Genomic DNA, 26,429 nt, shown 5'->3' on the forward strand with positions numbered 1-26,429 from the left:
AGTGGGGATCTAAATGTGGGAGCGGGCTTGCTCGCTCCCACAGGGGATATCTTCAGCGGCCTGAAGACTACAGCGGCATGGTGTAATGCAGCGAGTAGCTCTCTACCCCATCGTTATTGCTGCTGATCCCGGCGTTGGAATAGTGCGTGGCACGAATGCCCACTTCATGCCCACCGGTAAACCGCAGACCAAAACCCAGGCGGTCTTCGAACTGAAAGGCCTGGCCAATGTTGTTGTCTTCCAACTTGGTACGGGAGAACACCGCTACGCCGATCCCGGCTTCGATGTAGGGTTTGACCGACTGCCCGGCAAACTCATACACAAACACGGGCGAGAACGACAGGCTACTGGCGCCAGCGCGATCGTCACCTTCCCAGTAAGTGTAAGCGCCGCTCCAATAGCCCGTCAGGCGACCGGTATCGCTCTGCATCCAGCTCTTGTCCCAATCCGACGTCAACCCCAACCGATAGGTCAGCGTTGAATCACTGGTTGCCCCCAGACCAAACTCCAACCCGGCGGCTTGCGCCGAAAAAGAGTGCCCCATTACCGCGGCCGCAAGCGCAGCCAAACAGAGAAAACGCTTCATATGAAACATCCCTTCAAACGACGTTGTAAGATTTTATGTACAGGCTAACGTGCTATAGAAGTCGCCATTAATGCAGAAGTTCAGTCAAAAACCGTGATTTTTTCACGATTTTTTCACAAACTGAAATTACTCACATTTCCGGAAGATTTCCATAGTGTAGGTAGGATGTTTCTGAAATGTTGCAGATCGCCACTGGTCCAGAACTGTGCAGGTGCAGGTTCAGGGTCGCCGACGGCCAGAAGATCGCGCTCACTCAGTAAACGCTTGAGCTGGCGGGCCACGGCGGCACCGGTGTCGATAAGGATGATGCTGGGGGGCAGCATCTGCGCCAGGAGCGGCTTGAGGAAGGGATAGTGGGTGCAGCCGAGGATGATGGTGTCGCAACCGGCGCTGAGCAGCGGTTCGATGTAACCCTGCAATAACTGGCGCAGGGCGGGGCTGTTCAGGTCGCCGGTTTCAATCAGCTCCACCAGGCCCGGGCAGGGTTGGGTGATGACCCGAACATCAGTGGCGAAGCGGTCCAGCAGCGCAGCGAACTTGGCGCTTTGCAGCGTGCCGGTGGTGGCAAGCACACCGACCACGCCGCTGCGGGTGGCGGCGGCAGCAGGTTTGACAGCGGGCTCCATGCCCACCAGTGGCCAGTCGGGATAGTCCTGGCGCAAGTCGGCGACGGCCGCGACGGTCGCGGTGTTGCAGGCAATCACAAATGCCTTGGCGCCCTTGTCGCGGAGAAACGCCGCGACCTGCCGCGAGCGCTCACGAATAAACGCCGGGGTTTTCTCGCCATAGGGGATATGCCCGCAGTCGGCCACGTACAGCAGCGACTCATGGGGCAGCAATTGCTGGATTTCGGCCAGTACCGACAAGCCGCCAACACCGGAATCGAACACACCGATTGGCGCGCCCTTAACCATGTTGGGTCCCGCACACGCTGCAGCCAGGGTCACGCTTGACGCGTAGCTCGCGAAAACGCGTGGTCAAGGCATCGATAAGCAACAGGCGGCCTACCAAGGGTTCGCCGAAACCGGCCAGCAGCTTCAAGGCCTCCAGCGCCTGCAGGCTGCCCACCACCCCCACCAGCGGGCCGGCCACGCCGGCTTCGCTGCAGGTAAGTTCGGTGTCGCTGCCGTGCCCATATAAACAGTGGTAACACGGGCTTTCGGCGCGACGCGGGTCGAACACAGACAATTGGCCTTCAAGGCGAATCGCCGCGCCGCTGATCAATGGCTTTCCGGCGGCAACGCAAGCAGCGTTGACCGCCTCGCGCGTGGAGAAGTTGTCGCTGCAATCGAGCACAACATCGACCGCACCTACCGCGGCAGCCAAGGAGTCGGCATCCAGCGCCGTGCGGTGGGCAATCAGCTTGATTTCGGGGTTGATGGCGCTCAGGCGGCGCAGGGCTGAATCGACCTTGGTCTGCCCGACGCTGTCGGTGTCATGGATAATCTGGCGTTGCAGGTTGGTCAGGTCGACCGTGTCGAAGTCCGCCAGATGCAACTCGCCCACGCCCGCGGCCGCCAGGTAAAGCGCAACGGGTGCGCCCAGGCCACCAAGCCCCACGATCAATGCACGGCCGTTTTTCAGGCGCAACTGGCCGTCGATGTCGACATGTTGCAACAGAATCTGTCGGCTATAGCGCAACAGCTCCTGATCGGTCAGCACGGCCGGCGTCCCAGCGTGATGCGCTCGTGTCCGCCGAGATCGATACGGCTGTGTACCTCTTCAAAGCCTTCACTCAGCAGCAGATCGCGCACAGCCGGGGCCTGGTCGTAACCGTGCTCCAGCAACAGCCGGCCACCGACGTTCAGGTGAGCGGGGGCTTCTTTGATGATCAAGCGCAGGTCGTCCAAGCCATCATGACCGGCCACCAATGCGCTGGCCGGCTCGAAGCGCACGTCACCGGCCACCAGGTGTGGATCATTGTCGGCAATATACGGCGGGTTACTGATGATCAGGTCATAGGTATGACCCTGCAACGCGCTGAACCAGTGGCTGTTCAGCACCGCTGCGTTATCGAGGTGCAGGCGCTGGCGATTGCGCTCGGCCAGGGCCACAGCTTCCAATACACGGTCGACAGCGGTGATCTGCCAGGCTGGGCGCTCGCTGGCCAGGGCTAACGCGATGGCCCCGCTGCCGGTCCCCAGGTCGAGGACCTTGGCGGGCGTGGCTGGCAACAATTCCAGGGCGGCTTCCACCAGCAGTTCGGTGTCCGGACGCGGGATCAGCGTGTGCGGCGCGACCTCCAGGTCCAGCTTCCAGAAGCCTTGCTGGCCGAGGATATACGCCACCGGCTCACCGCCGCGACGGCGTTGCAGGTAGCCGGCAAAGGTCAACGCGTCTTCACTGCTGACAATTTTTTCCGGCCAGGTGTGCAGGTAGCTGCGGGACTTGCCCAGCGCAGCCGCCAGCAGCAATTCGGCATCCAGGCGCGCGGTGGGCGAGTCGGGCAGATCAGCGGCGCGCAGCAGGCTGGCAATGATGGTCATTTATTCACCTATCGCCGCTAATTGATCGGCCTGATACTCGGCGAGTAACGGCTCGATCACCGCGTCGACGCCACCCGCGAGAATTTCGTCAAGGGAATAAAGGGTGAGGTTAACCCGGTGGTCGGTGACCCGGCCCTGGGCAAAGTTGTAGGTACGGATACGCTCGGAACGGTCGCCCGAACCCACGAGCAACTTGCGCTCGCTGGCAATCGCGTTCGCGGCGGCGCTGGTCTGCTGGTCATTGAGCTTGGCCGACAGCCACGACATCGCCCGCGCACGGTTTTTATGCTGGGAACGCTCTTCCTGGCACTCCACCACGATACCCGACGGCAAGTGGGTGATACGGATCGCCGAATCAGTCTTGTTGACGTGCTGACCACCGGCGCCCGACGAGCGGTAAGTATCGACACGCAAGTCAGCCGGGTTGATCTCGATGGCTTCCTGCTCGTCCGGCTCAGGCAACACGGCGACGGTGCACGCCGAGGTGTGGATGCGGCCTTGGGATTCAGTCGCCGGAACGCGCTGCACGCGGTGTGCACCGGACTCAAACTTGAGCTTGCCGTAGACGTTATCGCCTTCAACCCGCGCGATGACTTCTTTATAGCCGCCGTGTTCACCTTCGTTCTCGGATAGGATTTCGACCCGCCAGCCGCGACGCTCGGCATAACGCGAATACATGCGGAACAGGTCGCCGGAAAAGATCGCCGCCTCGTCACCGCCAGTGCCGGCACGGATTTCAAGGAACACGTTGCGCCCATCGTTCGGGTCCTTGGGCAGCAACATGCGTTGCAGGTCGCCTTCCAGCTCGGCCAGCTTTTCCTTGGCCTCGCGGACCTCTTCCACGGCCATTTCACGCATGTCCGGGTCGCTGTCCTTGAGCAGCGCCTGGGCGCCTTCAAGATCGGCCTGCACTTTCAGCAAGTTTTTATAGGTGGCCACAACCGGCTCAACTTCGGCGTATTCCTTGGAATAGGCGCGGAACTTGGTCTGATCGGAAATGACCTCGCCATCGCCGAGCAAGGCGGTCAGTTCTTCGAAACGGTCCTGGAGCACGTCCAGTTTATTGAGCAGTGACGCTTTCATTGCGGTTTTTTATCCGAAGAGCTTTCTGACGCGCCCTCACCGAGGGCAAAGAGTTCCTGGGCCATGGCCAGCGCATCGAGGCGGCCTTCGGCAGTAAGCTTTTTTAATTGTACGCTGGGGGCGTGGAGCAACTTGTTGGTGAGGCCCCGGGCCAGTTGCATCAGCACCTCTTCAGCGCTGCTGCCATTGGCCAGCAAGCGCTGGGCTTTGACCAGCTCCTCGTCGCGCAGGCGTTCGCCTTGCTGACGATACGCCTTGAGCACATCCACCGCCGCCAATTCACGCAGGCGCACCATGAAATCTTCGGCGCCGGTGCTGACCATTTCCTCAGCAGCCTGGGCTGCACCCTGGCGGCTCTTGAGATTTTCGGCGACCACTTCGTGCAGATCGTCAACGCTATAGAGGTAAACGTCGTCCAACTCGCCGACTTCGGGTTCGATATCGCGGGGAACGGCGATATCCACCATAAAGATCGGTTTGTGCTTGCGCAGCTTCAATGCGCTTTCGACCGCGCCCTTGCCAAGGATCGGCAACTGGCTGGCGGTAGAGCTGATGACGATATCGCTGCGCACCAGTTCGGCCGGGATGTCAGACAGCAACACGGCATGCGCGCCGAACTGTTCGGCGAGGATGCTGGCGCGCTCAAGCGTGCGGTTGGCGACCACGATCCGCTTGACCCCCAGGTCATGCAGGTGACGGGCGACCAGGGTAATGGTCTCCCCCGCGCCGATCAACAAGGCCTGGCTGCGTTGCAAATCACTGAAAATCTGCTTGGCCAGGCTGACCGCAGCAAACGCCACGGACACCGGGTTTTCACCAATGGCGGTGTCGGTGCGTACCTGCTTGGCGGAATTGAACGTGGCCTGGAACAAGCGCCCCAGCAGCGGGCCGACGGTTCCGGCCTCGCGCGCTACGGCGTAGGCGGACTTCATCTGGCCGAGGATCTGCGGTTCACCCAACACCAGCGAATCGAGACCGGACGCCACACGCATCATGTGACGAACTGCCGCATCCTCTTCATGCACATAAGCGCAGGCACGCAGGTCATCGAGGCTCAAATGGTGAAAATCGGCCAGCCAGCGCAGCACTACATCCGCTGAAAGATGTTCCTGCTCTATATAAAGCTCGGTGCGATTGCAGGTTGAAAGGATCGCAGCTTCGCGACTGTCGGTGAGCCGGCAGAGCTGCTGCAAGGCCTCAACCAACTGCTCTGGCGTAAACGCCACGCGCTCGCGCACGTCTACGGAGGCAGTCTTGTGGTTAATACCGAGTGCGAGGAAGGCCATTCAAGATCGCTGATGATGTCGGGAAGCCGACAATTGTCCTACTTCGAAAGATTCAGAACAACCACCGTCGTCTATTGTCCCTATATGTTGTGCCTATGAAAGGCGTCCGCTGAGTCTCGGTTATGTTTGGCCGAAGGCTTGTGTCATGATGATCCGACCGCAGGTTAGTCGTCCTCTTCCTATATGAATAGATCTTCCGCGTTGCTCCTTGCTTTTGTCTTCCTCAGCGGCTGCCAGGCCATGGCACCCGTGTCGCCGGACGGTACACCGCCCGTAGAAGACAGCACCCCCGCCCCTGAAAAGCCCAAGGTTTATTCCTCGTTCAGTGAAGAAACGGTGTTCAGCCTGCTGAGCGCGGAGCTGGCCGGCCAGCGCAATCGCTTCGATATTGCGCTGGACAATTACGTGACCCAGGCCATCAACACCCAGGATCCGGGGATTTCCGAGCGGGCGTTTCGCATCGCCGAGTACCTGGGCGCCGACCAGGCTGCGCTGGACACGTCGCTGATCTGGGCGAAAAACGCACCGGACGACCTGGAAGCACAGCGAGCCGCGGCGATCCAACTGGCGCGCGCCGGGCGCTATGACGACTCCATGGTCTACATGGAGAAAGTCCTGCAGGGCAAAGGCGACACCCATTTCGACTTCCTCGCGCTGTCAGCTGCCGACACCGACCAGGACACGCGCAATGGCCTGATGAAGAGTTTCGACCGCCTGCTGCAAAAACATCCAAAGAACAGCCAGCTGATTTTCGGCAAGGCCTTGTTGCTGCAGCAGGATGACGAAGCCGACGCAGCGCTGAGGCTGCTGGAGCAGAACCCGTCGGAAGAAGGCGAAATCGCCCCGATCCTGCTGCGCGCACGCCTGCTGCAGAACCTCAATCGCGGCAAGGAAGCCATTCCTCTGCTGGAAAAAAGTATCAAGAAGTATCCGGATGACAAGCGCCTGCGCCTGACCTACGCACGCATGCTGGTCGAACAGGACCGCATGGAAGACGCCAAGGTGCAGTTCGCCAACCTGGTGCAGCAATACCCGGACGACGACGAGCTGCGTTACTCCCTGGCGCTGGTATGCCTGGAAGCCAAGGCGTGGGACGAGGCCAAGGGTTATCTGGAAGAGCTGATCCAGCGCGAAAGCCATGTGGATTCGGCGCACCTGAACCTCGGCCGTATCGCCGAAGAACGCAACGACCCACAGGCCGCCTTGCTCGAATATGCCCAGGTCGGCCCCGGCAATGACTACCTGCCAGCCCAATTGCGCCAGGCCGATATCCTGATGAGCAACGGCCGCACCGATGAGGCGGAAAAACGCCTGACCGCCGCCCGCGATGCCGAGCCGGACTATGCGATCCAGCTGTACCTGATCCAGGCCGAGACTTTGTCGGCCAACAATCAGGGTGAGCGCGCCTGGAAATTGCTGCAACAAGCGTTGCTGCAATTCCCTGACGATTTGAACCTGCTGTACACCCGCGCCATGCAAGCGGAAAAACGCAATGACTTGGCGCAGATGGAAAAAGACCTGCGCCTGATCATCAAGCGCGACCCGGACAATGCGATGGCCCTCAATGCCTTGGGCTACACCTTGTCCGACCGTACTACGCGTTACGACGAAGCCAAGGCACTGATCGAACAAGCCCACAAGCTCAACCCGGAAGACCCGGCCGTACTCGACAGCCTGGGCTGGGTGAATTACCGCCTGGGCAACCTGGACGAAGCCGAACGCTTGCTGCGCCTGGCGCTGGAACGCTTCCCCGACCAGGAAGTCGCCGCGCACCTGGGCGAAGTGCTGTGGGCCAATGGCAAACAGCGCGAAGCACGTCAAATCTGGGAAAAATTCCTCAAGGAACAACCCGAAAGCCCCATCCTGCGCAGCACCATCAAGCGCCTGACCGGTTCCGAGACCCTTTAAGCTTATGTTCTTGCGCCACATCGTAGTGTTCAGTTTTATCGCCCTGCTCGCCGGTTGCGCGGGTTTCGGTGCCCGTGAATCCGTTGAGGGCCAGGGCAACCCGGCGCAATGGAAACAACACAAAGACCAGCTCAGCAGCATCGATGGCTGGCAGATCGAAGGCAAAGTCGGGGTTCGCGCCCCCAAAGATTCCGGCAGCGGCACGTTGTTCTGGCTGCAACGCCAGGATTACTACGACATTCGTCTCTCCGGCCCGCTGGGCCGGGGTGCCGCACGCCTGACCGGCAGACCGGGGCAAGTCAGCCTTGAAGTGGCCAACCAGGGGCGCTATGAGGCGACCTCGCCGGAAGTACTGCTTGAAGAACAGATTGGCTGGAAGCTGCCGGTTTCCCACCTGGTATGGTGGGTACGCGGCCTGCCAGCGCCTGACAGCAAAAGCCGTCTGAGCCTGAATGGCGACAGCCGCCTGGCTACCCTGGAACAGGATGGCTGGCAAGTCGAATACCTAAGCTACGTAGAACAAAGCGGTTACTGGTTGCCCGAGCGCATCAAACTGCACGGTACCGACCTTGACGTCACGCTGGTGATCAAGGACTGGCAACCGCGCAAGCTGGGGCAATAACGTGACCGTACAAACGCTGACCTTGCCCTCCCCGGCCAAACTCAATTTGATGCTGCATATTCTGGGTCGCCGCGAAGACGGTTATCACGAGTTGCAGACGCTGTTTCAATTTCTCGACTACGGCGATGAGCTGACTTTTGCCGTGCGCGACGACGGCGTGATCCAGTTGCACACCGAGTTCGACGGCGTTCCTCACGACAGCAACCTGATTGTGAAGGCCGCCAAAAAAATAAAGGAACAATCCGGCTGCCCGCTCGGCATCGATATCTGGATCGATAAAATCCTGCCCATGGGCGGTGGTATCGGTGGCGGCAGCTCGAATGCCGCAACCACATTGCTGGGCCTGAATCATTTGTGGCAACTGGGTTGGGACCATGATCGCCTGGCTGCGCTGGGTTTGACGCTGGGTGCTGATGTCCCGGTTTTCGTGCGCGGGCACGCGGCTTTCGCCGAGGGTGTGGGGGAGAAACTCAGCCCGGAATACCCCGAAGAGCCGTGGTACGTTGTGCTTGTTCCGCAAGTATCTGTAAGTACAGCAGAAATTTTTTCAGATCCGCTGTTGACACGTAACTCTCCTCCCATTAAAGTGCGCCCCGTTCCCAAGGGAAACAGTCGAAATGACTGCTTACCGGTTGTAGCAAGGCGTTATCCAGAGGTACGTAACGCTTTGAATTTGTTAGGTAAATTTACCGAAGCAAAATTAACCGGAACTGGAAGTTGTGTGTTTGGGGGCTTCCCAAGCAAAGCTGAAGCTGATAAAGTCTCGGCCCTTCTTACAGAGACCCTTACAGGGTTTGTAGCAAAAGGAAGCAACGTTTCGATGTTGCATCGCAAGCTGCAAAGTCTGCTCTAAAAGGAATCGAGTGTTAGGCACTCGTTGCAACAGATACAGGGGCGTCGCCAAGCGGTAAGGCAGCAGGTTTTGATCCTGCCATGCGTTGGTTCGAATCCAGCCGCCCCTGCCATTTTCCTATACTCATCCAGGTTACCCTCAGCCTCTAGGTACTGCGCGTGTCCAAGATGATGGTCTTTACGGGGAACGCCAACCCCGATCTGGCTCGACGTGTCGTACGTCAGCTGCATATCCCTCTCGGTGACATCTCTGTCGGTAAATTCTCCGACGGCGAAATTACAGCCGAGATCAATGAAAATGTCCGCGGTAAAGACGTCTTCATTATTCAGCCGACCTGCGCTCCGACCAACGATAACCTGATGGAACTCGTCGTGATGGCTGATGCCTTCCGCCGCTCCTCAGCGACTCGAATCACAGCTGTAATCCCTTACTTTGGTTATGCCCGTCAGGATCGCCGTCCGCGTTCCGCACGTGTGGCTATCAGCGCGAAAGTCGTTGCTGACATGCTGACCGTGGTAGGTATCGACCGTGTTCTCACGGTTGACCTGCACGCTGACCAAATCCAGGGCTTCTTCGATATTCCGGTAGATAACATCTACGGCTCCCCAGTATTGGTGGATGACATTGAAGACCAGCGCTTTGAAAACCTGATGATCGTGTCCCCGGACATTGGTGGCGTCGTGCGCGCACGGGCTGTTGCCAAATCCCTGGGCGTTGACCTCGGGATCATCGACAAACGCCGCGAGAAAGCCAATCACTCTGAAGTGATGCATATCATCGGTGATGTCGAAGGGCGTACCTGTATTCTGGTTGATGACATGGTCGACACCGCCGGCACCCTGTGCCACGCGGCCAAAGCCTTGAAAGAGCACGGTGCAGCTAAAGTCTTCGCCTACTGCACACACCCTGTGCTGTCGGGCCGAGCGATCGAGAACATCGAGAATTCCATGCTGGACGAACTGGTGGTGACTAACACCATCCCGTTGTCCGCTGCTGCTCAAGCCTGTTCGCGTATCCGTCAACTGGATATCGCACCGGTAGTTGCCGAAGCGGTTCGCCGTATCAGCAACGAAGAATCGATCAGCGCGATGTTCCGTTAAGGGTCAAACCTTCGGTACACCTCACTGACGAAAAGCGCCCCGCCTCAGCATACTGTTGGGGCGGGGCTTTTTTGCCCATATCGCCTTTAGCGCTGGTCGCAAACGCTGGGGCGAATGTGGTTATTTTGGAGATACAACATGAACGATTTTACTCTGAATGCTGAAGTGCGTTCCGACCTGGGGAAAGGTGCGAGCCGCCGCCTGCGTCGTCTCGCAAGCCTGGTTCCAGCTGTAGTTTACGGTGGCGAAAAAGCCCCTGAATCCATCAGCATGCTGGCTAAAGAAATTGCCAAACTGCTCGAAAACGATGCGGCCTACAGCCACATCATCGAGCTGAACGTCGGTGGCAAAAAGCAGAACGTCATCATCAAGGCTCTGCAACGCCACCCAGCCAAAGGCCACGTGCTGCACGCTGACTTCATCCGCGTTGTAGCCGGTCAAAAGCTGACCGCTATCGTGCCTGTGCACTTCATCGGTGAAGAAGCTCCAGTCAAGAAAGGCGGCGTTGTTTCCCACACCGCCACCGAGCTGGAAGTAAGCTGCCTGCCGAAAGACCTGCCTGAGTTCATCGAAGTCGACCTGTCGGCTGCTGAAATCGGCACCATCATCCACCTGTCCGACCTCAAAGCCCCTAAAGGCGTTGAGTTCGTAGCACTGGCTCACGACGACGACAAGGCTGTTGCCAACGTCCACGCGCCACGTGTAGTAGCAGAAGATGAAGAAGGCGAAACCGCTGCAGAGTAATTTGCTCTGTAACGTCGGAGCTTGAGGAAACATCGCGGACCGAAACGTAGCGAGAAAGCGGGCGATAACGCGAAGTTTATCTCTGGATAAGTTAGCTTCTGTCGTCCACTTTCGCCGCAACCAGGTTGCGGCGATGTTATCCACAACTCCAAAGGAAGGGCCCCTGTCGTGACTGCCATTAAACTGATCGTTGGCCTGGGAAATCCAGGCGCCGAATACGAACAGACCCGGCATAACGCGGGGGCCCTTTTTGTTGAGCGCATCGCCCACGCACAAGGTGTAAACCTTGCGGCCGATCGCAAATATTTTGGCCTGACCGGGCGCTTCTCGCATCAGGGTCAGGATGTTCGTCTGCTGATTCCCACCACCTACATGAACCGCAGCGGCCAGTCTGTCGCGGCGCTTGCGGGCTTCTTCCGGATCAAACCCGAGGAAATCCTGGTGGCCCATGACGAACTGGACCTGCCACCCGGCGTTGCCAAGCTCAAGCTCGGCGGCGGGCATGGCGGGCACAATGGCCTGCGCGACATCATCGCGCAGCTGGGTAATCAGAATAATTTCTACCGTCTGCGGCTCGGCATTGGCCACCCAGGCGTTGCCAGTATGGTTTCAAATTTCGTCCTGGGTCGTGCGCCACGCGCCGAACAGGAAAAACTCGATGCCAGCATCGATTTTGCCCTCGGCGTGCTGCCGGATATCTTCGCCGGTGAATGGAACCGCGCGATGAAAAACCTGCACAGCCAGAAGGCTTGACTCTTACCGAGGGGAAACACCATGGGATTCAATTGCGGCATCGTCGGCCTGCCCAACGTCGGCAAATCCACCCTGTTCAACGCCCTGACCAAGTCCGGTATTGCAGCGGAGAACTTCCCCTTCTGCACCATCGAGCCCAACAGCGGCATCGTGGCTATGCCGGACCCGCGCCTGGCGGCATTGGCGGCCATCGTCAATCCCAAGCGCATCCTGCCGACCACCATGGAATTCGTCGACATCGCCGGCCTGGTAGCCGGTGCGTCGAAAGGTGAAGGCCTGGGTAACAAGTTCCTGGCCAACATCCGCGAAACCGATGCGATCGCCCACGTGGTCCGCTGCTTCGAAGACGAGAACGTGATTCACGTCTCCAACAGCGTTGACCCGAAGCGTGACATCGAGATCATCGACCTGGAACTGATCTTCGCCGACCTCGACAGCTGCGAAAAGCAACTGCAAAAAGTCGCGCGTAACGCCAAGGGCGGCGACAAGGACGCAGTGGTCCAGAAAGGCCTGCTGGAGCAGTTGATTGCTCACTTCACCGAAGGCAAGCCTGCGCGCAGCCTGATGAAGAACATGAGCACCGACGAAAAAGCGGTGATCAAGGGCTTCCATTTGCTGACGACCAAGCCTGTGATGTACATCGCCAACGTTGCTGAAGACGGCTTCGAGAACAACCCGCTGCTGGACGTGGTCAAGGCCATTGCCGACGAAGAAGGCGCGATCGTGGTTCCGGTGTGCAACAAGATCGAAGCAGAAATCGCCGAGCTGGATGACGGCGAAGAAAAAGACATGTTCCTCGAGGCCCTGGGCCTGGAAGAGCCTGGCTTGAACCGTGTGATCCGCGCTGGCTACGAAATGCTGCACCTGCAGACTTACTTCACCGCCGGTGTCGAAGAAGTCCGCGCCTGGACCGTCAAAGTCGGCGCCACCGCGCCACAGGCTGCCGGCGTGATCCACACCGACTTCGAGAAGGGCTTCATCCGCGCCGAAGTGATCGCCTACAACGACTTCATCCAGTACAAGGGCGAAGCCGGTACCAAGGAAGCCGGTAAGTGGCGCTTGGAAGGTAAGGAATACATCGTTAAAGATGGCGATGTGATGCACTTCCGCTTCAACGTGTAAGTGCTGCCTGCGGTTTATACCGAGCTAAAAAAGCCGATGCATTGCATCGGCTTTTTTGTGGGCGCTTGAACGAACTCGAATGTCGGGAAATTTGAAACTGCTAGATAAAATGACAAAATTCCTGAGCGTGAAACTTGCTCTAACACTTTAAAAACACAAAAAACTTATAACTAATTACGGCACTCAGAAAAATACCAAGCCGCTAAAAATTACTTACTATAATTTTAAGATTTCTCTTACGCAAAACTTTAAAAAAAACACAAATCAACACTTGTAATTTTTTAATTTTTTCAAATTACACACTTCACCTCCTCCAAAGTTTTGCCCCCATCATGACAACATAAAAAAATCCTGATTAACTAAGAACATAGGGAGATAGCCCTCTGAAAGCGGCCTCTGCATTGGAGCAAATTGCTATGTCGACGATTAGCCAGAACAGGCTCATAACAGATATAACCTTTCCTGATTGCCCGAGCATCCAAACAACTATAAACAATACCGCCACTCTTGATATAGATATTCTCTTGCTGGGAGAAACAGGTACCGGTAAAGATACACTGGCACAACACATCCACTACCTCTCCCACCGCAAGGGAAACTTCATTGCGGTTAACTGTGCCGCCATCCCGGAAAGCTTGGCCGAAAGCCAACTGTTCGGCGTCAATAGCGGCGCGTACACCGGTGCAGTACAGTCACGAGCAGGCGTCATCGAGGCCGCACACCTGGGCACCTTGTACTTGGACGAGATCGATAGCATGCCACTCGCATTGCAAGCCAAGCTGTTACGGGCGCTGGAGTCGCGGGGTGTTGAACGCTTGGGCTCAACCCGGTTCATACCGGTGGACATGCGTGTCATCGCGTCCGCCCAACAATCACTGCATGAGATGGTCGAGCAAGGTAGGTTCAGACGGGACCTGTATTTCCGCCTTAATGTTGTCAACATTAGTCTTCCCCCACTGCGTCATCGGCGCGAACGCATCATCCCTTTATTTCTGAACATGACTCGGCAGGAAGCCGCCTACTATCACTGCACTACTCCCTGCCCCTCCAGCGAACTACTCCAGCAACTGCTATGCCATTCATGGCAGGGCAATGTGCGCGAACTACGCTCTACGGCTAAACGCTTTGTATTGGGCTTGACGCCCCTGGCTGCGGCTGAGGTGGGCATTCCGCGAATCAAGTCGAGTCTTAAAGAGCGAATGCAACAAATCGAAAAAGTACTGATCGAGGAATCTCTACACCGCAACGCTCACTGTGTGGATGGCGCAGCGAAGGAATTGGGAGTGGCCAAGCGGACGCTATATTACCGAATGAAACAACTGGACATATTATTGAGTTAAGGCCGCAGGCTCATCCACTGAAAACCATGACTTTCCACCAACAATGACACACTCTAAACGGCGCGTTTACGCTCGCCAAGAACTATACATGAAAGCCATGATTGTTCAAAAAGATGCCGCAACATTGTGCAATGTATTACATCGAGAGCAAAGCTGGAAGACCGTGCAATATTTTGAAATGCCATGGTGTAAATATCTGGAACTAATTAATTTCGAGCACCACTCATTTTGTGGTCCTAGACGGATGACCATGTACTCCTGACATCCGAATATCGGCCCACGTGATGCGAACACTCAAATTGAAAATTGGAGATATACCTATGATTCCAAGTTCCAGCAATTCGCCGTACAGCGGATATAACGCATACCAAAACGCTGACACTCAAATGGAAGGAGAAAAGCAGCGAGCCAAAGAGGACCAACTTATAGCCGCTAAAGACATGAATGACGCAAAAAAAGATTCATACGACAAAGCCACCATTCAAGCGCGAAACTAATAAAGCTCATCTCCCCGACTCATGGTCGGGGAGATGGCAATAAACGATAAACAGACAACGTTTACTCCTGATCGCCGGACGGGCGCCAATCCATCATTCTTCATACGCCAGGCTCTCTATGAAAACTACAGAAGCTGTAAGATCAACGCGTAGTGGTTTCGCCGCTAATGAGGCAGACCTCGCCTCTCTGGCATCCCATTCGGATGTGGACTTCTTCAAATCGGCACTTGCACACTCAAGCCAGCCGATTACTGCCCTCTTGCAAAACTCAAATATATTAACTGTCGCGTCCTCAGAGCTTTCTAGTACAACAGACCAACTCAAAAAGACCCTGAAGGGTATAAGCAAGAAGGGCAATGAAGAACTGCTCGGCAAATTCCCGAACCAACTGTCCAATGCGTTGTTTCAGTCGCAAATCCTGGTGAAGAGCCTTGGCAAAACAACCCAATGTATCGACAAGATTTGTAATTTGCAGTAGGTAGGTATGAATCATTTTCTGCCCGTAGTGTTGCTCGTGTTCCTGACATTTGTGCTGAACGGTTGCGGCGACCGTGTCGAACTCCACAGCAAACTGACCGAACAAGAAGCAAATGAAGTCATTGCAGAACTTGCAGACAAAAATATTCGCGCCCAAAAAGTCGCAGCCAAAGATGGCGTTGTCGTTGCTGTCGATGCGCGAGACATTGGGCGCGCAGTACGCACGCTCGAAGCGGCAGGCCTACCCAGATTGGCGCGAACCACGCTAGGCGATACGTTTCGCAAGGAAGGCGTTATTTCAACGCCCCTTGAAGAGCGTGCTCGCTACATCTATGCCCTATCACAAGAGCTTGAATCCACCTTATCCAACGTTGACGGTGTCATTGTCGCTCGAGTGCATGTGGTACTCCCCGAACGCATAGCCCCAGGCGAACCGGTCCAGCCCGCCTCGGCTTCAGTCTTTATAAAGCACGACGCACGTCTCGACCCCGACCACATCCGGGCACGTGTTCGCAGACTCGTGGCGAGCAGCCTCCCCGGTATGACTTCAGCCGTGGACAATCCGCAAAAGCTCACCGTGATATTCGTGCCAGCGACGGCGTATCAGGAACAGCAACATATGGCTTACTTCGGTCCGTTTCTCGTCCCCGAGAGTGACATCGGATTCTGGCAAGTCAGCGTGACGTCCTTGCTGATCGGCTTAGTGCTAGCGGCTTCTACCCTATTGTTCTTACGCCATAAGCGACAGCAAGCATTCTTGGCGCCACTGCCAGTTGACCATTCAGCCTCATGATGCCTGGTGACGACGACCTGATTAAAGAGGGTTTGACGTGGGCTCAGTGGTGGGCGCTCCCATGGCGATACGCCCACGAAGACTGGAGATCTGTCGATAAGTACGCGGCCATAGAAACGCTTTATCGCAATGGCATTTCAATGAACCTCAACGCTGTTGGTATCGCTCCCTGCTTGCCCCCGCCCCCTACTCCCACTCTACTTCGACTGGTTCTTGCCTCGTCCGAGCAGCTCAACTTAATACTCTTGCTGATTCACTGTACGTTCAATCCTGTGCCAGTAACCCCGTTGAGCAAAGATCATCAGCTGTGGTGCATGCGTCTTTCCAGGGCCCTTCCTCCGGACATACTGTTACCCAACGATGATCCGCTGCAACTGCTCCATAACTGGGTTGAGCCCGCCATTTGGCAGCGTCTAAGACTGCGTTTCCCCTATGAACGCGTGCTTGAGATGGAGAAAAAATATTCTCCACTTGAAAGTGGACACGGCCGCCTGGACACACTCTGGCAAGCGTTCGTTTGGCGTGCTACGACCATGGCACGCGTTAACACTCATTCTGACTCGAACGAGCAAGGAGCATAGCGATGTTCTGCCGACGCACAATTGAAGTTCAAAAGGACAACCTTGAGTTGGCGCAAACCCTCATCTCGCGCCAGACGCTTGCTGACTTCTCGCAGGGCAGCCAACTACTGAGCCACGCCACGGCACAAGCCAATAAGCTGCTGACTGAAGCTAATGAAGAACGTGAAGCAATGCTGGAGAGGGCTGCGTTTGAAATATGGCAACGCGCGGACGCCCAGTTCAAGCGCTGGGAAAGTGAACGTCAGAGAATGTGCGACGACTTGGAAAGGTACGCCACCTCAGTCGTCAATCAAGCCATCAACAGACTGCTTGACGATACCGCAGAACCGAAACGTCTGGCAGCTCTGCTCAGGCATCTTATAGCGGTTCAGCTCCCAGAAGTCAGCGCGACACTACTCTGCCATCCCCTTGAAACAGAGATCGTAAAACGATGCTTCGCCCACCAGAGGTCCACGCTCTGGAAGCTTCAACCTGACGAAACTGTCGAGCCTCAAACGCTAGTGCTTAAAACAGATGAGGGAGACTTCCGTATCAGCTGGAGTTCAATGCTTGAAGCGCTTGGACAACATTAGAGCGCGTAGTCAAAAAAACAAACTCACGTAAGATTTTTTTCAAAGTCGTATAAAAAAGGAACTGATCACTGGAGGAAAGCCACAACCACAGCATCAGCAAACACATCAGGAAAGAAAATATGGACTTCTATAAATTAGCACCGCAACTTTTAAGCAGTCGAAACGCTGTCAAGAAACAGTTTGACAATGCCATGGACGACGCCATGCAAGATCCTGGTGACCTAAGCGAACTCTCAGCGATATTCGGAAAATTATCGAGGGATACTTTTTACACTCAGTTGGCACAGCATGAACATGGCCGTGCCACCCACATGATGTACAAAACGACATTTGATAGCTTTCAGTAAATTGAACAGTTTACTTATTAAATGGTTTAACAGCGGCGAAAAACAAATTAGCTTGTCCGAAGACGATTTTGAAATAGTCTTGCAACGTCATGCTTGCACTTTGCACTTAAGTGTCCAACTGACCCGCCAAGCACCCGATAACTCGCAACTGCAAACATGGATACGGCTGGGAGGCGCGAGCCTGAATCGCTTCCACGGCGCGCTCGCTCAAGCACCCACCAATGGTGCGCTCTGGCTAATCCAGTGTCTGCACGCAGATCAAGGCGAACAAACCCTGATCGATTCTCTCGAAGCCCTGCTCAACCAACGCGACACCTGGCGAGCTGTTGCCGCACGCCTTTCCCGCCCCCGCAAGAGCGTGACTCCCCCCATGAGCCGGTGATCAAGCGCAGTGACATCATCGGCACCCTGGCACGCCTCGTCAGCGGGGAAGTGCCCAAGGCGTTCAAACCCGCGCCGATGCCTCTGGGGCTGAACACCTTGTGCAGCACCCGAGACTTGCTGGCATTGAATACCGAACGCAGCCAGTGGTACGCCGGCCCGGAATACAACGTGGCGGTCGTGGTGTTGCGCAACCAGTTCAAGCGCAATGTGCGTATCGATGAAAAGGAATGCAGCAACTCGCAGACCCTCGCGGTCACCGTATGGCCACGTGCCTGGCTCAAGCCAGGTGAAGAAGCCGAGGTATTTATCGCCATGCGCCCCGTGTTGAAGGATGAACATATCAGTGTGCCCCGTCCGTCCTTGATCACTTCCGATAAAAAGGCTACGCCATGAAACTTAGACTTTTGTGCATAACCCTGATCGGCGCAGCGGTGCTCATCACCGGCTGTACGCCCACCTGCAAAGGTGATTCGTGCTCACGCCCGCAATCGACCAAGGACAAGATGGTGATCTGGTGGCCGCCGCAGATGCGCGTCGAACCTGGCCCCGCCGGTGAGCGGGCGGATTACCAGACTGTGTCACTGGAACGATGAGGTCCCAGGAAATGCCCGACTATAAGCGCCAGGTATTTCTGGAAAACCTGGTGAGCGGCGCTGCCGCTCACTTGTCCCTCGCGCCCGGTATCAAGGTGTGCACACTGCCCGCCGGAAATCGCCCAGGGCTGGCCCTGCAAGTCGCTCGCGAAGCGTTGCAGGCCGGGCAATTGCAGCGAGCGTTGGAGCGACGTTTTGAACAGGCGGTGGCGTTCGATGGCTGTTTTATCTACCTCGACGCCAAAGGCCATTTGGTGATCTGGCATGCATTGCCGGCAACGAACGCCACCCTCGACAGGATCCTCAGCCGAATGCTGTCGCTGGCCAATCTGCAAGCCTTGGACAGGTGATCAGCGCTGCTCGAGCTCCGGCAGTTCCAGGGTTTCGCGCTTGGCTTCATCATCGAGTTCGCGCAAGGTACGGTAAATCAGCGCCACAGCCTGCAAGGTTTCGCGGGGTATGCTGGCTCCCAGTTTTTTCGTGTAGAGCGTGCGGGCCAGCCAGACGCACTGGATCACCGGCACATCGGCCGCCTTGGCGCGCCGGATCAATTTGCGCGCGTCGTCATCTGTGCCCTTGCTGACCAGCAGGGGCAGCGCCGTTTTACCGGGCCGGTAGTAAAGGGCCACGGCAAAGTGAGTCGGGTTGACCACCAGCATATCGGCCTCTTCCAGCTTGGGCAGCTTGACCTTTGGTTCTTCCTGAGCCATCTGATGCGCCAGTGCCCGTCGCTGCCCCTTTACGTGAGGGTCACCTTCCATGTCCTTGTACTCTTTGACGACCTCCACTTGGGTCATGCGCATGCGCTTGGCAAAGAAGTGCTTGACCATCACCAGGTCGATAAGCGCCAGCACCAGCAGCATGCCCAGGCAGGCATGCAGCAGGTGACGAAACAGCGCAATCAACGCCAGGATGTAACTTTGCAGATCGCTGGTGGCCAGGTTGATCAGCGTGCCCAATGAGGGTCGGATCACCACGTACAAAATCAAAGCGATAAGAATTGCTTTCGCAACGCTCATCAATAGGTTCATCAATTGCTGGGCTGAGAACATTTGCTTGATTTGGCTGATCGGGTTGAGGCGGTTGAAATCCAGCTTCAGGGTCTCCGGAGCAAACAGCAAGCCTGTGCATTGCGAATTTGATGAGTCGCTGTGGCATGGCCAGGAAGACAACCACAACCTGGACTGGGAATTTGAGGTGAACCGGCGCCTGGAAAAAACCCTGAGCGCCATCGACCACCTGCCGATGGAAATGCGCAAGACGCTATACGCCTCACTGGAAACCGACGGTAGCTACCAGGACACAGCTGACGCACTGGACATTCCTATCGGCACTGTTCGCTCGCGCCTTTCAAGGGCGCGCGAGCAGCTTAAACGCGCCACACACAACTCGCAGTTTCCTTAAAGCCAGACCACGCGTTGGGCGGCAGGGATATCTGCCCAACGCGATCAGGCTTTTCGGGTACTCGACAGGGTGAATCACGAACCACTCGTCGCTAGATCCGGTGATTTCGCTTAAACAGTTGAAAGCGTAGATAAAAATTCAAAATAAATGCTTGACGCATTTCTGTTCTACGCGAATAATGCGCGCCACTTGGCTACATAGCTCAGTTGGTTAGAGCATAGCATTCATAATGCTGGGGTCCGGGGTTCAAGTCCCTGTGTAGCCACCAAGTACCGATCCATAGATGTCTACAGCAGTCTATGAATCACCTCAAGAAGCCCGCCTAGTGCGGGCTTTCTTGTTTCTGGCTGCCCACCTTTATCTATCCCTATCCTTCCCCTCCGTGTATGCCCACGTGTATGCTTCATAAATAATTGAACTGAAGGCATACAAGGATGAAACGCACAGATATCAAGCGACGCCCTCTCGCTGACACGACACTTTCCAGCCTGGAGCCTGAGGCGGGGGCATACCGCGAACTAGACAGCCCAGGGCTGTATTTCAGGGTCAAGCCAAACGGCCAAAAGTCCTGGGAATTACGCTACAAGAAGCCGGACGGCAAATGGTCATGGCTTGGTCTTGGCGGCTACCCGGAAGTGGGTGGCGCTTTCGCTCGACAGAAAGCGGCTGATCTACGCTCCGACGCATCGGAAGGTAAGAACCCGATCACCTCCAAGAAAGCTCGCCAAGCCGCCGAGATCGATGCGGCCAACGACACCTTTGAAGCATTGGCAAGGGAGTGGCACACGTCTCGCCTTAGCGGCTGGGATACTGGTACGGCTAAAAGGATACTTGGCGCACTTGAACGCCATGTATTCCCCTCGCTCGGTAAACGCCCCTACACCTCAATCATGTCGATGGAGTGGATGGAGCTATTGAGAGGGCTTGAGCGTCAGGGGATTCTGGAACAGATGAGCCGTGTGAGGGCTTACTGCAAAGATATCTATGATCTAGCTCGAGTGACAGGCAGAGCAGTCAACAATCCGTTGGAGGGTGTGCATAAATTTCTGTCCTCGGGAAAGGCAGAGAACTACGCCCACGTCTCCCCTGATGAGCTTCCAGGGTTACTCCGAGCGATACGCTCCTATCCCCACGCCAAAGATGTGCAGCTTGGCCTAAGGCTGTTGACCCTGATGGCTGTACGCCCCAGCGAACTCCGAGAAGCACACTGGGTAGAGTTCGATTTCGACAAGAGGCTGTGGACCGTTCCAGTCGAGCGTAAGGGTCGTAAGAAAGGTCGTGAGCACCTGGTACCACTATGCACTCAAGCAGTCGGAGCCCTATTGGAGCTTCGGCAACTCACCGGCGCTTACCCACTCCTGTTTCCAGGTAGAAGCGACCGCACTAAACCCCGCAGCGATACCGTGTTCCTAATGGCACTCAGACGCCTTGGTTACGAGGGCCGCCAGACCGGCCATGGCTTCCGCCACATCGCCAGCACGATCCTCAACGAGCACGGATATCCAGCTGACCATATCGAGGCCCAACTCAGCCACAAGGCACAAGGTGTTCGAGGGATTTACAACAAGGCTCAGTACCTTGAGCAACGTACACAGATGATGCAGTGGTACGCCGATCATCTCGATTCCCTAGAGGCCGGGAATGTAGTGCAAGGTCAATTTGGGAAGGCAGTGTGAGAGCACTTACCCTGGCCCATGTAAATCCGGTGTAACGCGTGTTACTCGTGTAACGCCACTCGCCAAGTACCCGGATTTATTGGCTTTCACGCCCGTTACACAGTTGAGCGACATAGCGTACATCCGATGTAACGCAGCCCCAACGTGTAACGCAAAAGTCAGCGCTCAGGTGCTGCGGGCAGGCGTTTTTCGCCCCAGCCTACCAAGCGACCTTCGCTGGCTCCGCCCTTCAAGCGCAGGGCGTGGGACTTTCGGTTACACAGCGCCTGAGACACTTGGCAATGACTGATCGCCAAACCGTACTGCATTCGGCGCTAAGCCGCGGCCTGCTCAAATCTCTCTCAGCGCAACCGCTCTATGATCTCTGCCGTGGACAGGTCGCTGACGCCTGCCACCTGATCGACCAGTGCTAGCTGCGCAATTACTAAACCGCCGCGTTCACCCTGCGTTACCCCCATATTGACTACACATTGACCGATCTAGGGGAAAAGTAGTTTTCTTCATCTAGATAAATGTATAGATAGATACCCCTGTATCCATAACCAGGGGTCATCCATGAATGATCATAACTGCAAGTCCGCAAATCCCACCGAAATCCGCTCTTACGAAACAAGCGATCTGAACGCCAAGCGAACCAGTCATTTTGCCGCAGACCCTTCAGCAATTCTGATCCGCATGCCGGAAGTAATGGCCATAGTTGGGTTAGCGCGCCCAACGATTTACAAACTAATGCAGCAAGCGGATAGCGGCTTCCCACTTCCAGTAAAACTCAGCGCTAGTAACGCTCGTAGCGCTCCCGTCGCATGGGTACTGGCTGAAGTTTTAGATTGGACGCGTGCACGAATCGCAGCTCGAGATAGGGTGGCGGCATGACGAACCGTATCGCCACTAAGGTCATTTTGCAGCCCTTCTCTGTACTCAGAAAAGTCGGTTTCTCGTCACGATGGATGCAACGTTTTGAGCGCCACAGAACGCAACAAAAACGCCTGAATCGAGTAGTTGTAGTTATGCGATGGGCAGACGGCACCTGGTGTGCACTTTCAATACCCAGCGAAGCCCCGCGTGCAGTGATCGTGGATGAAGGGCAACAAATCGATGCTTACGAAGATGCACGATCTTGCCTCGACGGCGACTTTCTCCCACTGCTCTCCCTGCGCTGGGAAGTCCATGCCTGAAACGAAAACGCCCCCGGCGGCAACCGGAGGCGTTGAGGTAAATCTACATGCCTGACCAACTTATGCCCCATCGAAAAAATCCGCAAGCGATCCGCACGGTTGCACTTTCAAAAAACCGACGTTACTCTCTGGCCGTCGTTGCAAATTCAACGACCGGGTTTAGCGGCCCGAGCACATACAGGCGCACAAGCGCTTCCGACTCGATTGCATGCGCTTTTTTTGTGCCTGCGACTCTCGTTTATGGTGGCTGTGCGTGGGAGACCTTCGGGTCTGCCGGGGTCCTGTATGCCCGGTCCGCTAACCCGCGCACAGCTGCCACCCTAATTCGTTTAGCGGCGAACCGTGGCAGCTCCTCACATACAGGAGCTTCACCAGATGCACGCCCTCAATCCGTCCAAAATTCGCGCCGCCGCTCATCGAGCAATGGCTCTCGCCGCTTTACACGCCAACTCCAGCCTCGCCACACGTCTGTCCCGTTACAACGCCCATATGTCCAAGGCTCGCGCCCTGGAAGCCGCAGGGGGTGCCCAATGAGCATGCTCCCAGGCTTTGCACTACCCGAGGATCTCCTCTGCGTCAGCCAAGACGCTGAAGCCGGTCTGCCTATCGACGCCATCACCTGTGCGCTCGACCGTGCCGATTCAGTTCTCATGCTGCTAGAAGACCACTTAGACGGGGACAAACCACTGCTCTCCAACCGCGTGCTGTCGTCGGTTATTTGGGATGTGCGCGGCACCTTGGGCTTGATCAAAACACTCACCATGTACGGTGATGCCTCCTCTGTGCCGATGGGCCAGAAAGGCGGTGCACTGTGACCAACTCCAGCACGCGTGGACGCTCTGAGTTTTCCCCTGCCAACGGTAACGGCCAAAACCTGTTTCGGGTGAATGCCGGTATCCCGCTGGAGGACGCACTTGAAGCCGTCTCCCAGATTCTTCACCACGCCAATCAACTGATCCTCGATGCCGCCATCAGCGATGCGGGCGAGCGTTTTAGTTGGCCTGCGTTCTACCTCGGAGAGATGGCTAAGGCGCTGATCGACGACGTGAACGAGGCGTTGCTTGAGGCGAGGACCACACTATGACTCAGCGCACCGGCAGCACATCAAAACGCCCGAGCTTCGCTGACGTAAAAAGCGCCGCTCTGAAGAACATCGACCGCGTCCTTACTCAGTGGCTGCCGAACGGCAAACGCGTCGACGGCGGCAAGGAATATACCGCGCCGAATCCGACGCGTACGGACAAACGCGCAGGCTCACTCAAGGTCAATTTTAGCAAAGGCACCTGGGCGGATTTTGCCACCGGCGATAAGGGCGGCGACCTGATCGACCTGGTGCGCTACATCGACGGCGGCACCGACGTTGATGCCTGCAAAAAGCTGGCGGACCTGCTCAACGTTTCCGACGGTTCGGCGAACGCTAAAAGCGCACCGGCCAAGCCCGCAGCGCCGGAGTGGATTGCGATCCAGCCGATCCCGGCCGAGGCCATGAACAAGTGCCCTGCCAAGCACCGGCAACACGGTGCTCCGTCCAAGGTGTGGATCTATCGCAATGCACAGGGCCAGCCGATCATGGCGCTGTATCGCTTCGACCTGAGTCCCGACGAAGACGGCAAGCCGCGAAAGATTTTCGCACCGTTGACCTGGTGCAAGCGCTCCGATGGGCAAACCACGCAATGGCGCTGGCAAGGATTGCTGGAGCCTCGGCCACTGCTGCGCCTGGATGAGCTGGCACAGCGGGCCGATGCGCCTGTGGTGCTGTGTGAAGGCGAGAAGGCTGCTGATGCCGCCGCTGAACTGATGCCCGACCATGTAGCCATGTGCTGGCCGAACGGCTCCAACTCTTGGCACAAGGCCGACCTGACGCCACTCAGAGGGCGCACGGTGGTGTTGTGGCCGGATAACGATGCCAGCGGCAAGACCTGCATGGACGCCATCGAGCTGAAGTTGATTGAGCTAGGCGTCGCCTCAGTACAACGAATTTCGCTCGACGTGTTCAAGCTCAAGCCCAGCAGCAAAGGCGGCAAGCCGACGCTCATCAAGGGTGGAAAATGGGCGGACGGTGACGATGCAGCGGATGCGCTAGCCAAAGGCTGGACCGCTGTCCACGTCGCCGAGCTGGTCCGCAGCGCTGAGTTTTTCGGCAATGCTGCTGAGCCTCAAGAACCAAAGACCAAGGTCCCCGCCAAACGCCCTGCGAAATCGAAAAATGATCTGTTGCCGGGCGGCTTTCGGCTGACGCCTGAAGGGGTGTTTTATTCCGGCGATGATGGTGAGGCGCGCCCCGTGTGTTCGCCTCTCGAAATCATCGCCCGCACTCGTGACGACAAGGGACACAACTGGGGCTTATTGGTCGAATTCGACGACCCGGACGGCGCAAAAAAACGCTGGAATATTCCAGCCAGGACCATGACCGGCGACTTCGGCAAAGACGTACTCGGCCCGCTGGTAGACATGGGCCTGCGCCTTGCCGGGAGCCGATCAGGACGCAATGCCCGCAACGACCTACAAAGCTATCTTGGCGGCTTCGATAGCGCCCAGCGCGCACGTTTGGTGACGCGCCTGGGCTGGCACGACAATGCGTTTCTATTGCCCGAACAACAGATCGGATCGCACGCCGAGCACCTGCATTTTTATGAAGCCGGTGCCCAACTGCCACCGATCAGCGAGGCGGGTTCTCTGGAGCAATGGCAGCAGCAAATCGGCGCACTGTGCGTTGGTAATCACCGCTTGGCGTTTGTCGTCTCTGTGGCCTTTGCAGGGCCTCTGCTGAACCTGCTCGGGCATGAGTCAGGCGGATTCCATCTCTATGGCGACAGCTCCGGCGGCAAGACCACCCACTTGCAGGTCGCTGCCTCGGTCTATGGCGGGCCGCGCCTGGTGCGCTCATGGCGCTCAACAGATAACGCTCTGGAGTCCATCGCTGCCGCACACTCAGACGGCCTCTTGGTGCTGGATGAAATCGGTATGTGTGACCCGCGCATCATTGGCGAAACGGTTTACATGCTGGGCAATGGCACCGGTAAGGCCCGGGCCAATGATCGAGGACAAGCGGGCCGACAGGTGCAGGAGTGGCGCTTGCTGTTTCTCTCTACGGGAGAGAAGACGTTGGCGCAGCACATGGCGGATGCCAACAAGGAGCTGAAAGCCGGCATGGAGGTGCGCATGCTCGCCGTGCCGGCGGATGCAAGCAAAGGGCTCGGCATGTTCGATGTGCTGAACGGTTTTGAGGACGCTGCCGCCCTCTCCGATGCGCTCAAGGCGCGTGTAGCCAAATACTACGGCACGCCCCTTGCTGCCTTCCTGCACGTACTGTGTGCGCCTGGCGAAATGCTCAGGTGGTCGGTGATCGTTCGCCATACGGTGGAGCAGTTCATCACCCAAAACCTGCCCGCCTCGGCCAGCGGACAAGCCCAGCGCGCCGCGCTTCGCTTCGGCCTCGCGGCAGCAGCCGGAGAGTTGGCCACCGCCTTCGGCGTCACCGGCTGGCCGGACGGTACGGCCACGACCGCCGCACGTGTGTGCCTGCATGCGTGGCTGGCCGAACGCGGAGGCGCCGGTAACTTCGAGGGCGATGCGATCTTGGCGCGACTGCGCCAGGTGATCGAGCGCTTCGGAGAAAGCCGCTTTACCCGCTGGGAATCTGCCGCAGCCAAGATCGATGAACACGGCCCACGCACGATTGATCGGTTGGGCTTTCGCAAGACGATGGAACACGGCATGGGCGATGCCCTGCACACCACCAACACCTACTACGTGCTGCCGGAAGCATGGCGCTCCGAAATCTTCCGAGGCATGAACCTGAGTGCGGTTAACAAAGAGCTCCTGCGACGAGGCGTTTTAGAGCCTGGAAAGGATGGCAAAGCTTCAACCGCAGTGCGACTACCGGGGCTGGGCTTGCAGCGCTGCTATGTAGTTGTGGCAGTGCCAGAACAAGGTGATCACGGCGACCAGGCGACGTAATAACGGCCGCTCCATGAGGAATTCAGGCTCACCTTGGCCTGGCCCGCCAACGAGAAAAAAACCAATCAACCTTTCGCCTTTGGGAAC

28 protein-coding genes, 2 tRNA genes and 3 pseudogenes are annotated in these 26,429 nt (G+C 56.9%); 26 read left to right on the forward strand and 7 right to left on the reverse strand.

All coding sequences use genetic code 11. The features are described 5' to 3' along the window. Window positions 1–67: 67 nt before the first annotated feature. The 6 genes from BFP95_RS01600 to hemA form a co-directional block, all read right to left on the reverse strand. Window positions 68–586, reverse strand: coding sequence for an acyloxyacyl hydrolase (locus BFP95_RS01600; protein WP_065875195.1), 519 nt, complete (start codon window positions 584–586; stop codon window positions 68–70). A 113-nt stretch (window positions 587–699) separates the two neighbouring features. Continuing rightward, complete coding sequence (gene murI / locus BFP95_RS01605) at window positions 700–1,500, reverse strand: glutamate racemase (protein WP_065875196.1); 801 nt, start codon at window positions 1,498–1,500, stop codon at window positions 700–702. Then, on the reverse strand, window positions 1,493–2,248 hold the full coding sequence (locus tag BFP95_RS01610) for a molybdopterin-synthase adenylyltransferase MoeB (RefSeq protein ID WP_065875197.1): 756 nt from the start codon (window positions 2,246–2,248) through the stop codon (window positions 1,493–1,495). The genes murI and BFP95_RS01610 overlap by 8 nt, the downstream gene beginning before the upstream one ends. After that, window positions 2,242–3,072 (reverse strand): peptide chain release factor N(5)-glutamine methyltransferase, encoded by an 831-nt coding sequence (gene prmC / locus BFP95_RS01615; RefSeq protein WP_065875198.1) that lies wholly within the window; start codon window positions 3,070–3,072, stop codon window positions 2,242–2,244. Before prmC ends, BFP95_RS01610 begins: the two co-directional genes overlap by 7 nt. Beyond that, the gene (gene prfA / locus BFP95_RS01620; RefSeq protein ID WP_010565625.1) at window positions 3,073–4,155 is read right to left on the reverse strand and encodes a peptide chain release factor 1; all 1,083 of its coding nucleotides are present in this window, start codon (window positions 4,153–4,155) and stop codon (window positions 3,073–3,075) included. It lies immediately after the preceding gene. Beyond that, entirely contained in the window at window positions 4,152–5,441 is a 1,290-nt protein-coding gene (gene hemA, locus BFP95_RS01625) for a glutamyl-tRNA reductase (RefSeq protein ID WP_065875200.1), read from the reverse strand. The genes prfA and hemA overlap by 4 nt, the downstream gene beginning before the upstream one ends. Before the next feature lie 183 nt (window positions 5,442–5,624). Between hemA and BFP95_RS01630 the strand changes: the two genes are divergently transcribed. The 17 genes and pseudogenes from BFP95_RS01630 (at window position 5,625) to BFP95_RS01710 (ending at window position 18,477) form a co-directional block, all read left to right on the forward strand. Further along, window positions 5,625–7,349, forward strand: coding sequence for a tetratricopeptide repeat protein (locus BFP95_RS01630; RefSeq protein WP_065909056.1), 1,725 nt, complete (start codon window positions 5,625–5,627; stop codon window positions 7,347–7,349). Window positions 7,350–7,353: 4 nt separating this feature from the next. After that, a complete protein-coding gene (lolB, locus tag BFP95_RS01635; RefSeq protein WP_049710107.1) occupies window positions 7,354–7,971 on the forward strand; it encodes a lipoprotein insertase outer membrane protein LolB in 618 nt (205 codons plus the stop codon). A 49-nt stretch (window positions 7,972–8,020) separates the two neighbouring features. Then, window positions 8,021–8,824, forward strand: a complete 804-nt coding sequence (gene ispE, locus BFP95_RS01640; RefSeq protein WP_189683732.1) for a 4-(cytidine 5'-diphospho)-2-C-methyl-D-erythritol kinase — start codon at window positions 8,021–8,023, stop codon at window positions 8,822–8,824. 37 nt (window positions 8,825–8,861) lie between these two features. Continuing rightward, window positions 8,862–8,936: transfer RNA gene (locus tag BFP95_RS01645), tRNA-Gln, on the forward strand. A 46-nt stretch (window positions 8,937–8,982) separates the two neighbouring features. Further along, the gene (locus BFP95_RS01650) at window positions 8,983–9,924 is read left to right on the forward strand and encodes a ribose-phosphate pyrophosphokinase (protein WP_003208392.1); all 942 of its coding nucleotides are present in this window, start codon (window positions 8,983–8,985) and stop codon (window positions 9,922–9,924) included. Window positions 9,925–10,062: 138 nt separating this feature from the next. Next, window positions 10,063–10,668, forward strand: a complete 606-nt coding sequence (locus BFP95_RS01655; RefSeq protein ID WP_065875203.1) for a 50S ribosomal protein L25/general stress protein Ctc — start codon at window positions 10,063–10,065, stop codon at window positions 10,666–10,668. A 168-nt stretch (window positions 10,669–10,836) separates the two neighbouring features. Further along, the gene (gene pth, locus BFP95_RS01660; protein ID WP_017529915.1) at window positions 10,837–11,421 is read left to right on the forward strand and encodes an aminoacyl-tRNA hydrolase; all 585 of its coding nucleotides are present in this window, start codon (window positions 10,837–10,839) and stop codon (window positions 11,419–11,421) included. A 21-nt stretch (window positions 11,422–11,442) separates the two neighbouring features. Continuing rightward, entirely contained in the window at window positions 11,443–12,543 is a 1,101-nt protein-coding gene (ychF, locus tag BFP95_RS01665; RefSeq protein ID WP_049710111.1) for a redox-regulated ATPase YchF, read from the forward strand. A gap of 416 nt (window positions 12,544–12,959) precedes the next feature. Continuing rightward, window positions 12,960–13,883 carry a sigma 54-interacting transcriptional regulator gene (locus tag BFP95_RS01670; protein ID WP_065875205.1) on the forward strand — a complete coding sequence of 308 codons (924 nt, stop codon included), beginning with the start codon at window positions 12,960–12,962 and terminating at the stop codon, window positions 13,881–13,883. A 615-nt stretch (window positions 13,884–14,498) separates the two neighbouring features. Continuing rightward, on the forward strand, window positions 14,499–14,858 hold the full coding sequence (locus BFP95_RS29900; protein WP_225930677.1) for an EscI/YscI/HrpB family type III secretion system inner rod protein: 360 nt from the start codon (window positions 14,499–14,501) through the stop codon (window positions 14,856–14,858). Window positions 14,859–14,864: 6 nt separating this feature from the next. Further along, window positions 14,865–15,650 carry a type III secretion system inner membrane ring lipoprotein SctJ gene (sctJ, locus tag BFP95_RS01680; protein ID WP_065875206.1) on the forward strand — a complete coding sequence of 262 codons (786 nt, stop codon included), beginning with the start codon at window positions 14,865–14,867 and terminating at the stop codon, window positions 15,648–15,650. 583 nt (window positions 15,651–16,233) lie between these two features. Further along, the gene (gene sctL / locus BFP95_RS01690) at window positions 16,234–16,803 is read left to right on the forward strand and encodes a type III secretion system stator protein SctL (protein ID WP_065875208.1); all 570 of its coding nucleotides are present in this window, start codon (window positions 16,234–16,236) and stop codon (window positions 16,801–16,803) included. Window positions 16,804–16,922: 119 nt separating this feature from the next. Then, window positions 16,923–17,150 carry a hypothetical protein gene (locus tag BFP95_RS01695; protein ID WP_065875209.1) on the forward strand — a complete coding sequence of 76 codons (228 nt, stop codon included), beginning with the start codon at window positions 16,923–16,925 and terminating at the stop codon, window positions 17,148–17,150. 1 nt (window position 17,151) lies between these two features. After that, complete coding sequence (locus tag BFP95_RS28695; RefSeq protein ID WP_083224183.1) at window positions 17,152–17,532, forward strand: type III secretion protein; 381 nt, start codon at window positions 17,152–17,154, stop codon at window positions 17,530–17,532. After that, window positions 17,508–17,927: pseudogene (locus BFP95_RS01700) on the forward strand (type-F conjugative transfer system secretin TraK); the annotation flags it as partial. The gene BFP95_RS28695 and the pseudogene BFP95_RS01700, both read left to right, overlap by 25 nt. Then, complete coding sequence (hrpT, locus tag BFP95_RS01705) at window positions 17,924–18,127, forward strand: HrpT family type III secretion system protein (RefSeq protein ID WP_065879661.1); 204 nt, start codon at window positions 17,924–17,926, stop codon at window positions 18,125–18,127. The pseudogene BFP95_RS01700 and the gene hrpT, both read left to right, overlap by 4 nt. An 11-nt stretch (window positions 18,128–18,138) precedes the next feature. Next, a complete protein-coding gene (locus tag BFP95_RS01710) occupies window positions 18,139–18,477 on the forward strand; it encodes a transcriptional regulator (RefSeq protein ID WP_065879662.1) in 339 nt (112 codons plus the stop codon). Here BFP95_RS01710 and BFP95_RS01715 read toward each other — a convergent pair. Next, window positions 18,478–19,251, reverse strand: a pseudogene (locus BFP95_RS01715) (flagellar biosynthesis protein FlhB); the annotation flags it as partial. On the opposite strand from BFP95_RS01715, the pseudogene BFP95_RS29905 reads away from it, so the two are divergent. From BFP95_RS29905 to BFP95_RS01745, 9 genes and pseudogenes are all read left to right on the forward strand, one after another. Beyond that, window positions 19,247–19,531, forward strand: a pseudogene (locus BFP95_RS29905) (sigma factor-like helix-turn-helix DNA-binding protein); the annotation flags it as partial. The pseudogenes BFP95_RS01715 and BFP95_RS29905 sit on opposite strands and share 5 nt — an antisense overlap. Before the next feature lie 191 nt (window positions 19,532–19,722). Then, a tRNA-Met gene (locus BFP95_RS01725) sits at window positions 19,723–19,799 on the forward strand. 166 nt (window positions 19,800–19,965) lie between these two features. Then, a complete protein-coding gene (locus BFP95_RS01730) occupies window positions 19,966–21,207 on the forward strand; it encodes a tyrosine-type recombinase/integrase (protein ID WP_065909067.1) in 1,242 nt (413 codons plus the stop codon). A 555-nt stretch (window positions 21,208–21,762) separates the two neighbouring features. Then, window positions 21,763–22,080: a helix-turn-helix transcriptional regulator gene (locus tag BFP95_RS28700; protein WP_083224186.1), complete on the forward strand. Its 318-nt coding sequence runs from the start codon at window positions 21,763–21,765 to the stop codon at window positions 22,078–22,080. Then, entirely contained in the window at window positions 22,077–22,382 is a 306-nt protein-coding gene (locus BFP95_RS28705) for a hypothetical protein (RefSeq protein ID WP_083224187.1), read from the forward strand. Before BFP95_RS28700 ends, BFP95_RS28705 begins: the two co-directional genes overlap by 4 nt. A 375-nt stretch (window positions 22,383–22,757) precedes the next feature. Continuing rightward, the gene (locus BFP95_RS29735) at window positions 22,758–22,916 is read left to right on the forward strand and encodes a hypothetical protein (protein ID WP_003175981.1); all 159 of its coding nucleotides are present in this window, start codon (window positions 22,758–22,760) and stop codon (window positions 22,914–22,916) included. Next, complete coding sequence (locus tag BFP95_RS01735) at window positions 22,913–23,197, forward strand: hypothetical protein (protein WP_017846196.1); 285 nt, start codon at window positions 22,913–22,915, stop codon at window positions 23,195–23,197. Before BFP95_RS29735 ends, BFP95_RS01735 begins: the two co-directional genes overlap by 4 nt. Next, window positions 23,194–23,466: a DUF3077 domain-containing protein gene (locus BFP95_RS01740; RefSeq protein ID WP_065909070.1), complete on the forward strand. Its 273-nt coding sequence runs from the start codon at window positions 23,194–23,196 to the stop codon at window positions 23,464–23,466. Before BFP95_RS01735 ends, BFP95_RS01740 begins: the two co-directional genes overlap by 4 nt. Then, window positions 23,463–26,342 carry a DUF927 domain-containing protein gene (locus tag BFP95_RS01745; protein WP_065909073.1) on the forward strand — a complete coding sequence of 960 codons (2,880 nt, stop codon included), beginning with the start codon at window positions 23,463–23,465 and terminating at the stop codon, window positions 26,340–26,342. Before BFP95_RS01740 ends, BFP95_RS01745 begins: the two co-directional genes overlap by 4 nt. Window positions 26,343–26,429 lie beyond the last annotated feature (87 nt).

The sequence above is a fragment of the Pseudomonas sp. 58 R 12 genome (assembly GCF_900005865.1).
In the GTDB taxonomy this organism is placed as follows: domain Bacteria; phylum Pseudomonadota; class Gammaproteobacteria; order Pseudomonadales; family Pseudomonadaceae; genus Aquipseudomonas; species Aquipseudomonas tritici.

Coding starts and splice junctions, on each gene's coding strand:
- BFP95_RS01695 (WP_065875209.1), top strand. CDS start 16,923: ATGGACTTCTATAAATTAGCACCGCAACTTTTAAGCAGTCGAAACGCT.
- BFP95_RS01600 (WP_065875195.1), bottom strand. CDS start 586: ATGAAGCGTTTTCTCTGTTTGGCTGCGCTTGCGGCCGCGGTAATGGGG.
- BFP95_RS28700 (WP_083224186.1), top strand. CDS start 21,763: ATGAATGATCATAACTGCAAGTCCGCAAATCCCACCGAAATCCGCTCT.
- BFP95_RS01670 (WP_065875205.1), top strand. CDS start 12,960: ATGTCGACGATTAGCCAGAACAGGCTCATAACAGATATAACCTTTCCT.
- ychF (WP_049710111.1), top strand. CDS start 11,443: ATGGGATTCAATTGCGGCATCGTCGGCCTGCCCAACGTCGGCAAATCC.
- BFP95_RS01730 (WP_065909067.1), top strand. CDS start 19,966: ATGAAACGCACAGATATCAAGCGACGCCCTCTCGCTGACACGACACTT.
- murI (WP_065875196.1), bottom strand. CDS start 1,500: ATGGTTAAGGGCGCGCCAATCGGTGTGTTCGATTCCGGTGTTGGCGGC.
- prfA (WP_010565625.1), bottom strand. CDS start 4,155: ATGAAAGCGTCACTGCTCAATAAACTGGACGTGCTCCAGGACCGTTTC.
- hemA (WP_065875200.1), bottom strand. CDS start 5,441: ATGGCCTTCCTCGCACTCGGTATTAACCACAAGACTGCCTCCGTAGAC.
- hrpT (WP_065879661.1), top strand. CDS start 17,924: ATGAAACTTAGACTTTTGTGCATAACCCTGATCGGCGCAGCGGTGCTC.
- BFP95_RS01630 (WP_065909056.1), top strand. CDS start 5,625: ATGAATAGATCTTCCGCGTTGCTCCTTGCTTTTGTCTTCCTCAGCGGC.
- BFP95_RS29735 (WP_003175981.1), top strand. CDS start 22,758: ATGCACGCCCTCAATCCGTCCAAAATTCGCGCCGCCGCTCATCGAGCA.
- BFP95_RS01745 (WP_065909073.1), top strand. CDS start 23,463: ATGACTCAGCGCACCGGCAGCACATCAAAACGCCCGAGCTTCGCTGAC.
- BFP95_RS01735 (WP_017846196.1), top strand. CDS start 22,913: ATGAGCATGCTCCCAGGCTTTGCACTACCCGAGGATCTCCTCTGCGTC.
- ispE (WP_189683732.1), top strand. CDS start 8,021: ATGCTGCATATTCTGGGTCGCCGCGAAGACGGTTATCACGAGTTGCAG.
- BFP95_RS29900 (WP_225930677.1), top strand. CDS start 14,499: ATGAAAACTACAGAAGCTGTAAGATCAACGCGTAGTGGTTTCGCCGCT.
- sctJ (WP_065875206.1), top strand. CDS start 14,865: ATGAATCATTTTCTGCCCGTAGTGTTGCTCGTGTTCCTGACATTTGTG.
- prmC (WP_065875198.1), bottom strand. CDS start 3,072: ATGACCATCATTGCCAGCCTGCTGCGCGCCGCTGATCTGCCCGACTCG.
- sctL (WP_065875208.1), top strand. CDS start 16,234: ATGTTCTGCCGACGCACAATTGAAGTTCAAAAGGACAACCTTGAGTTG.
- BFP95_RS28705 (WP_083224187.1), top strand. CDS start 22,077: ATGACGAACCGTATCGCCACTAAGGTCATTTTGCAGCCCTTCTCTGTA.
- BFP95_RS01655 (WP_065875203.1), top strand. CDS start 10,063: ATGAACGATTTTACTCTGAATGCTGAAGTGCGTTCCGACCTGGGGAAA.
- BFP95_RS01710 (WP_065879662.1), top strand. CDS start 18,139: ATGCCCGACTATAAGCGCCAGGTATTTCTGGAAAACCTGGTGAGCGGC.
- lolB (WP_049710107.1), top strand. CDS start 7,354: ATGTTCTTGCGCCACATCGTAGTGTTCAGTTTTATCGCCCTGCTCGCC.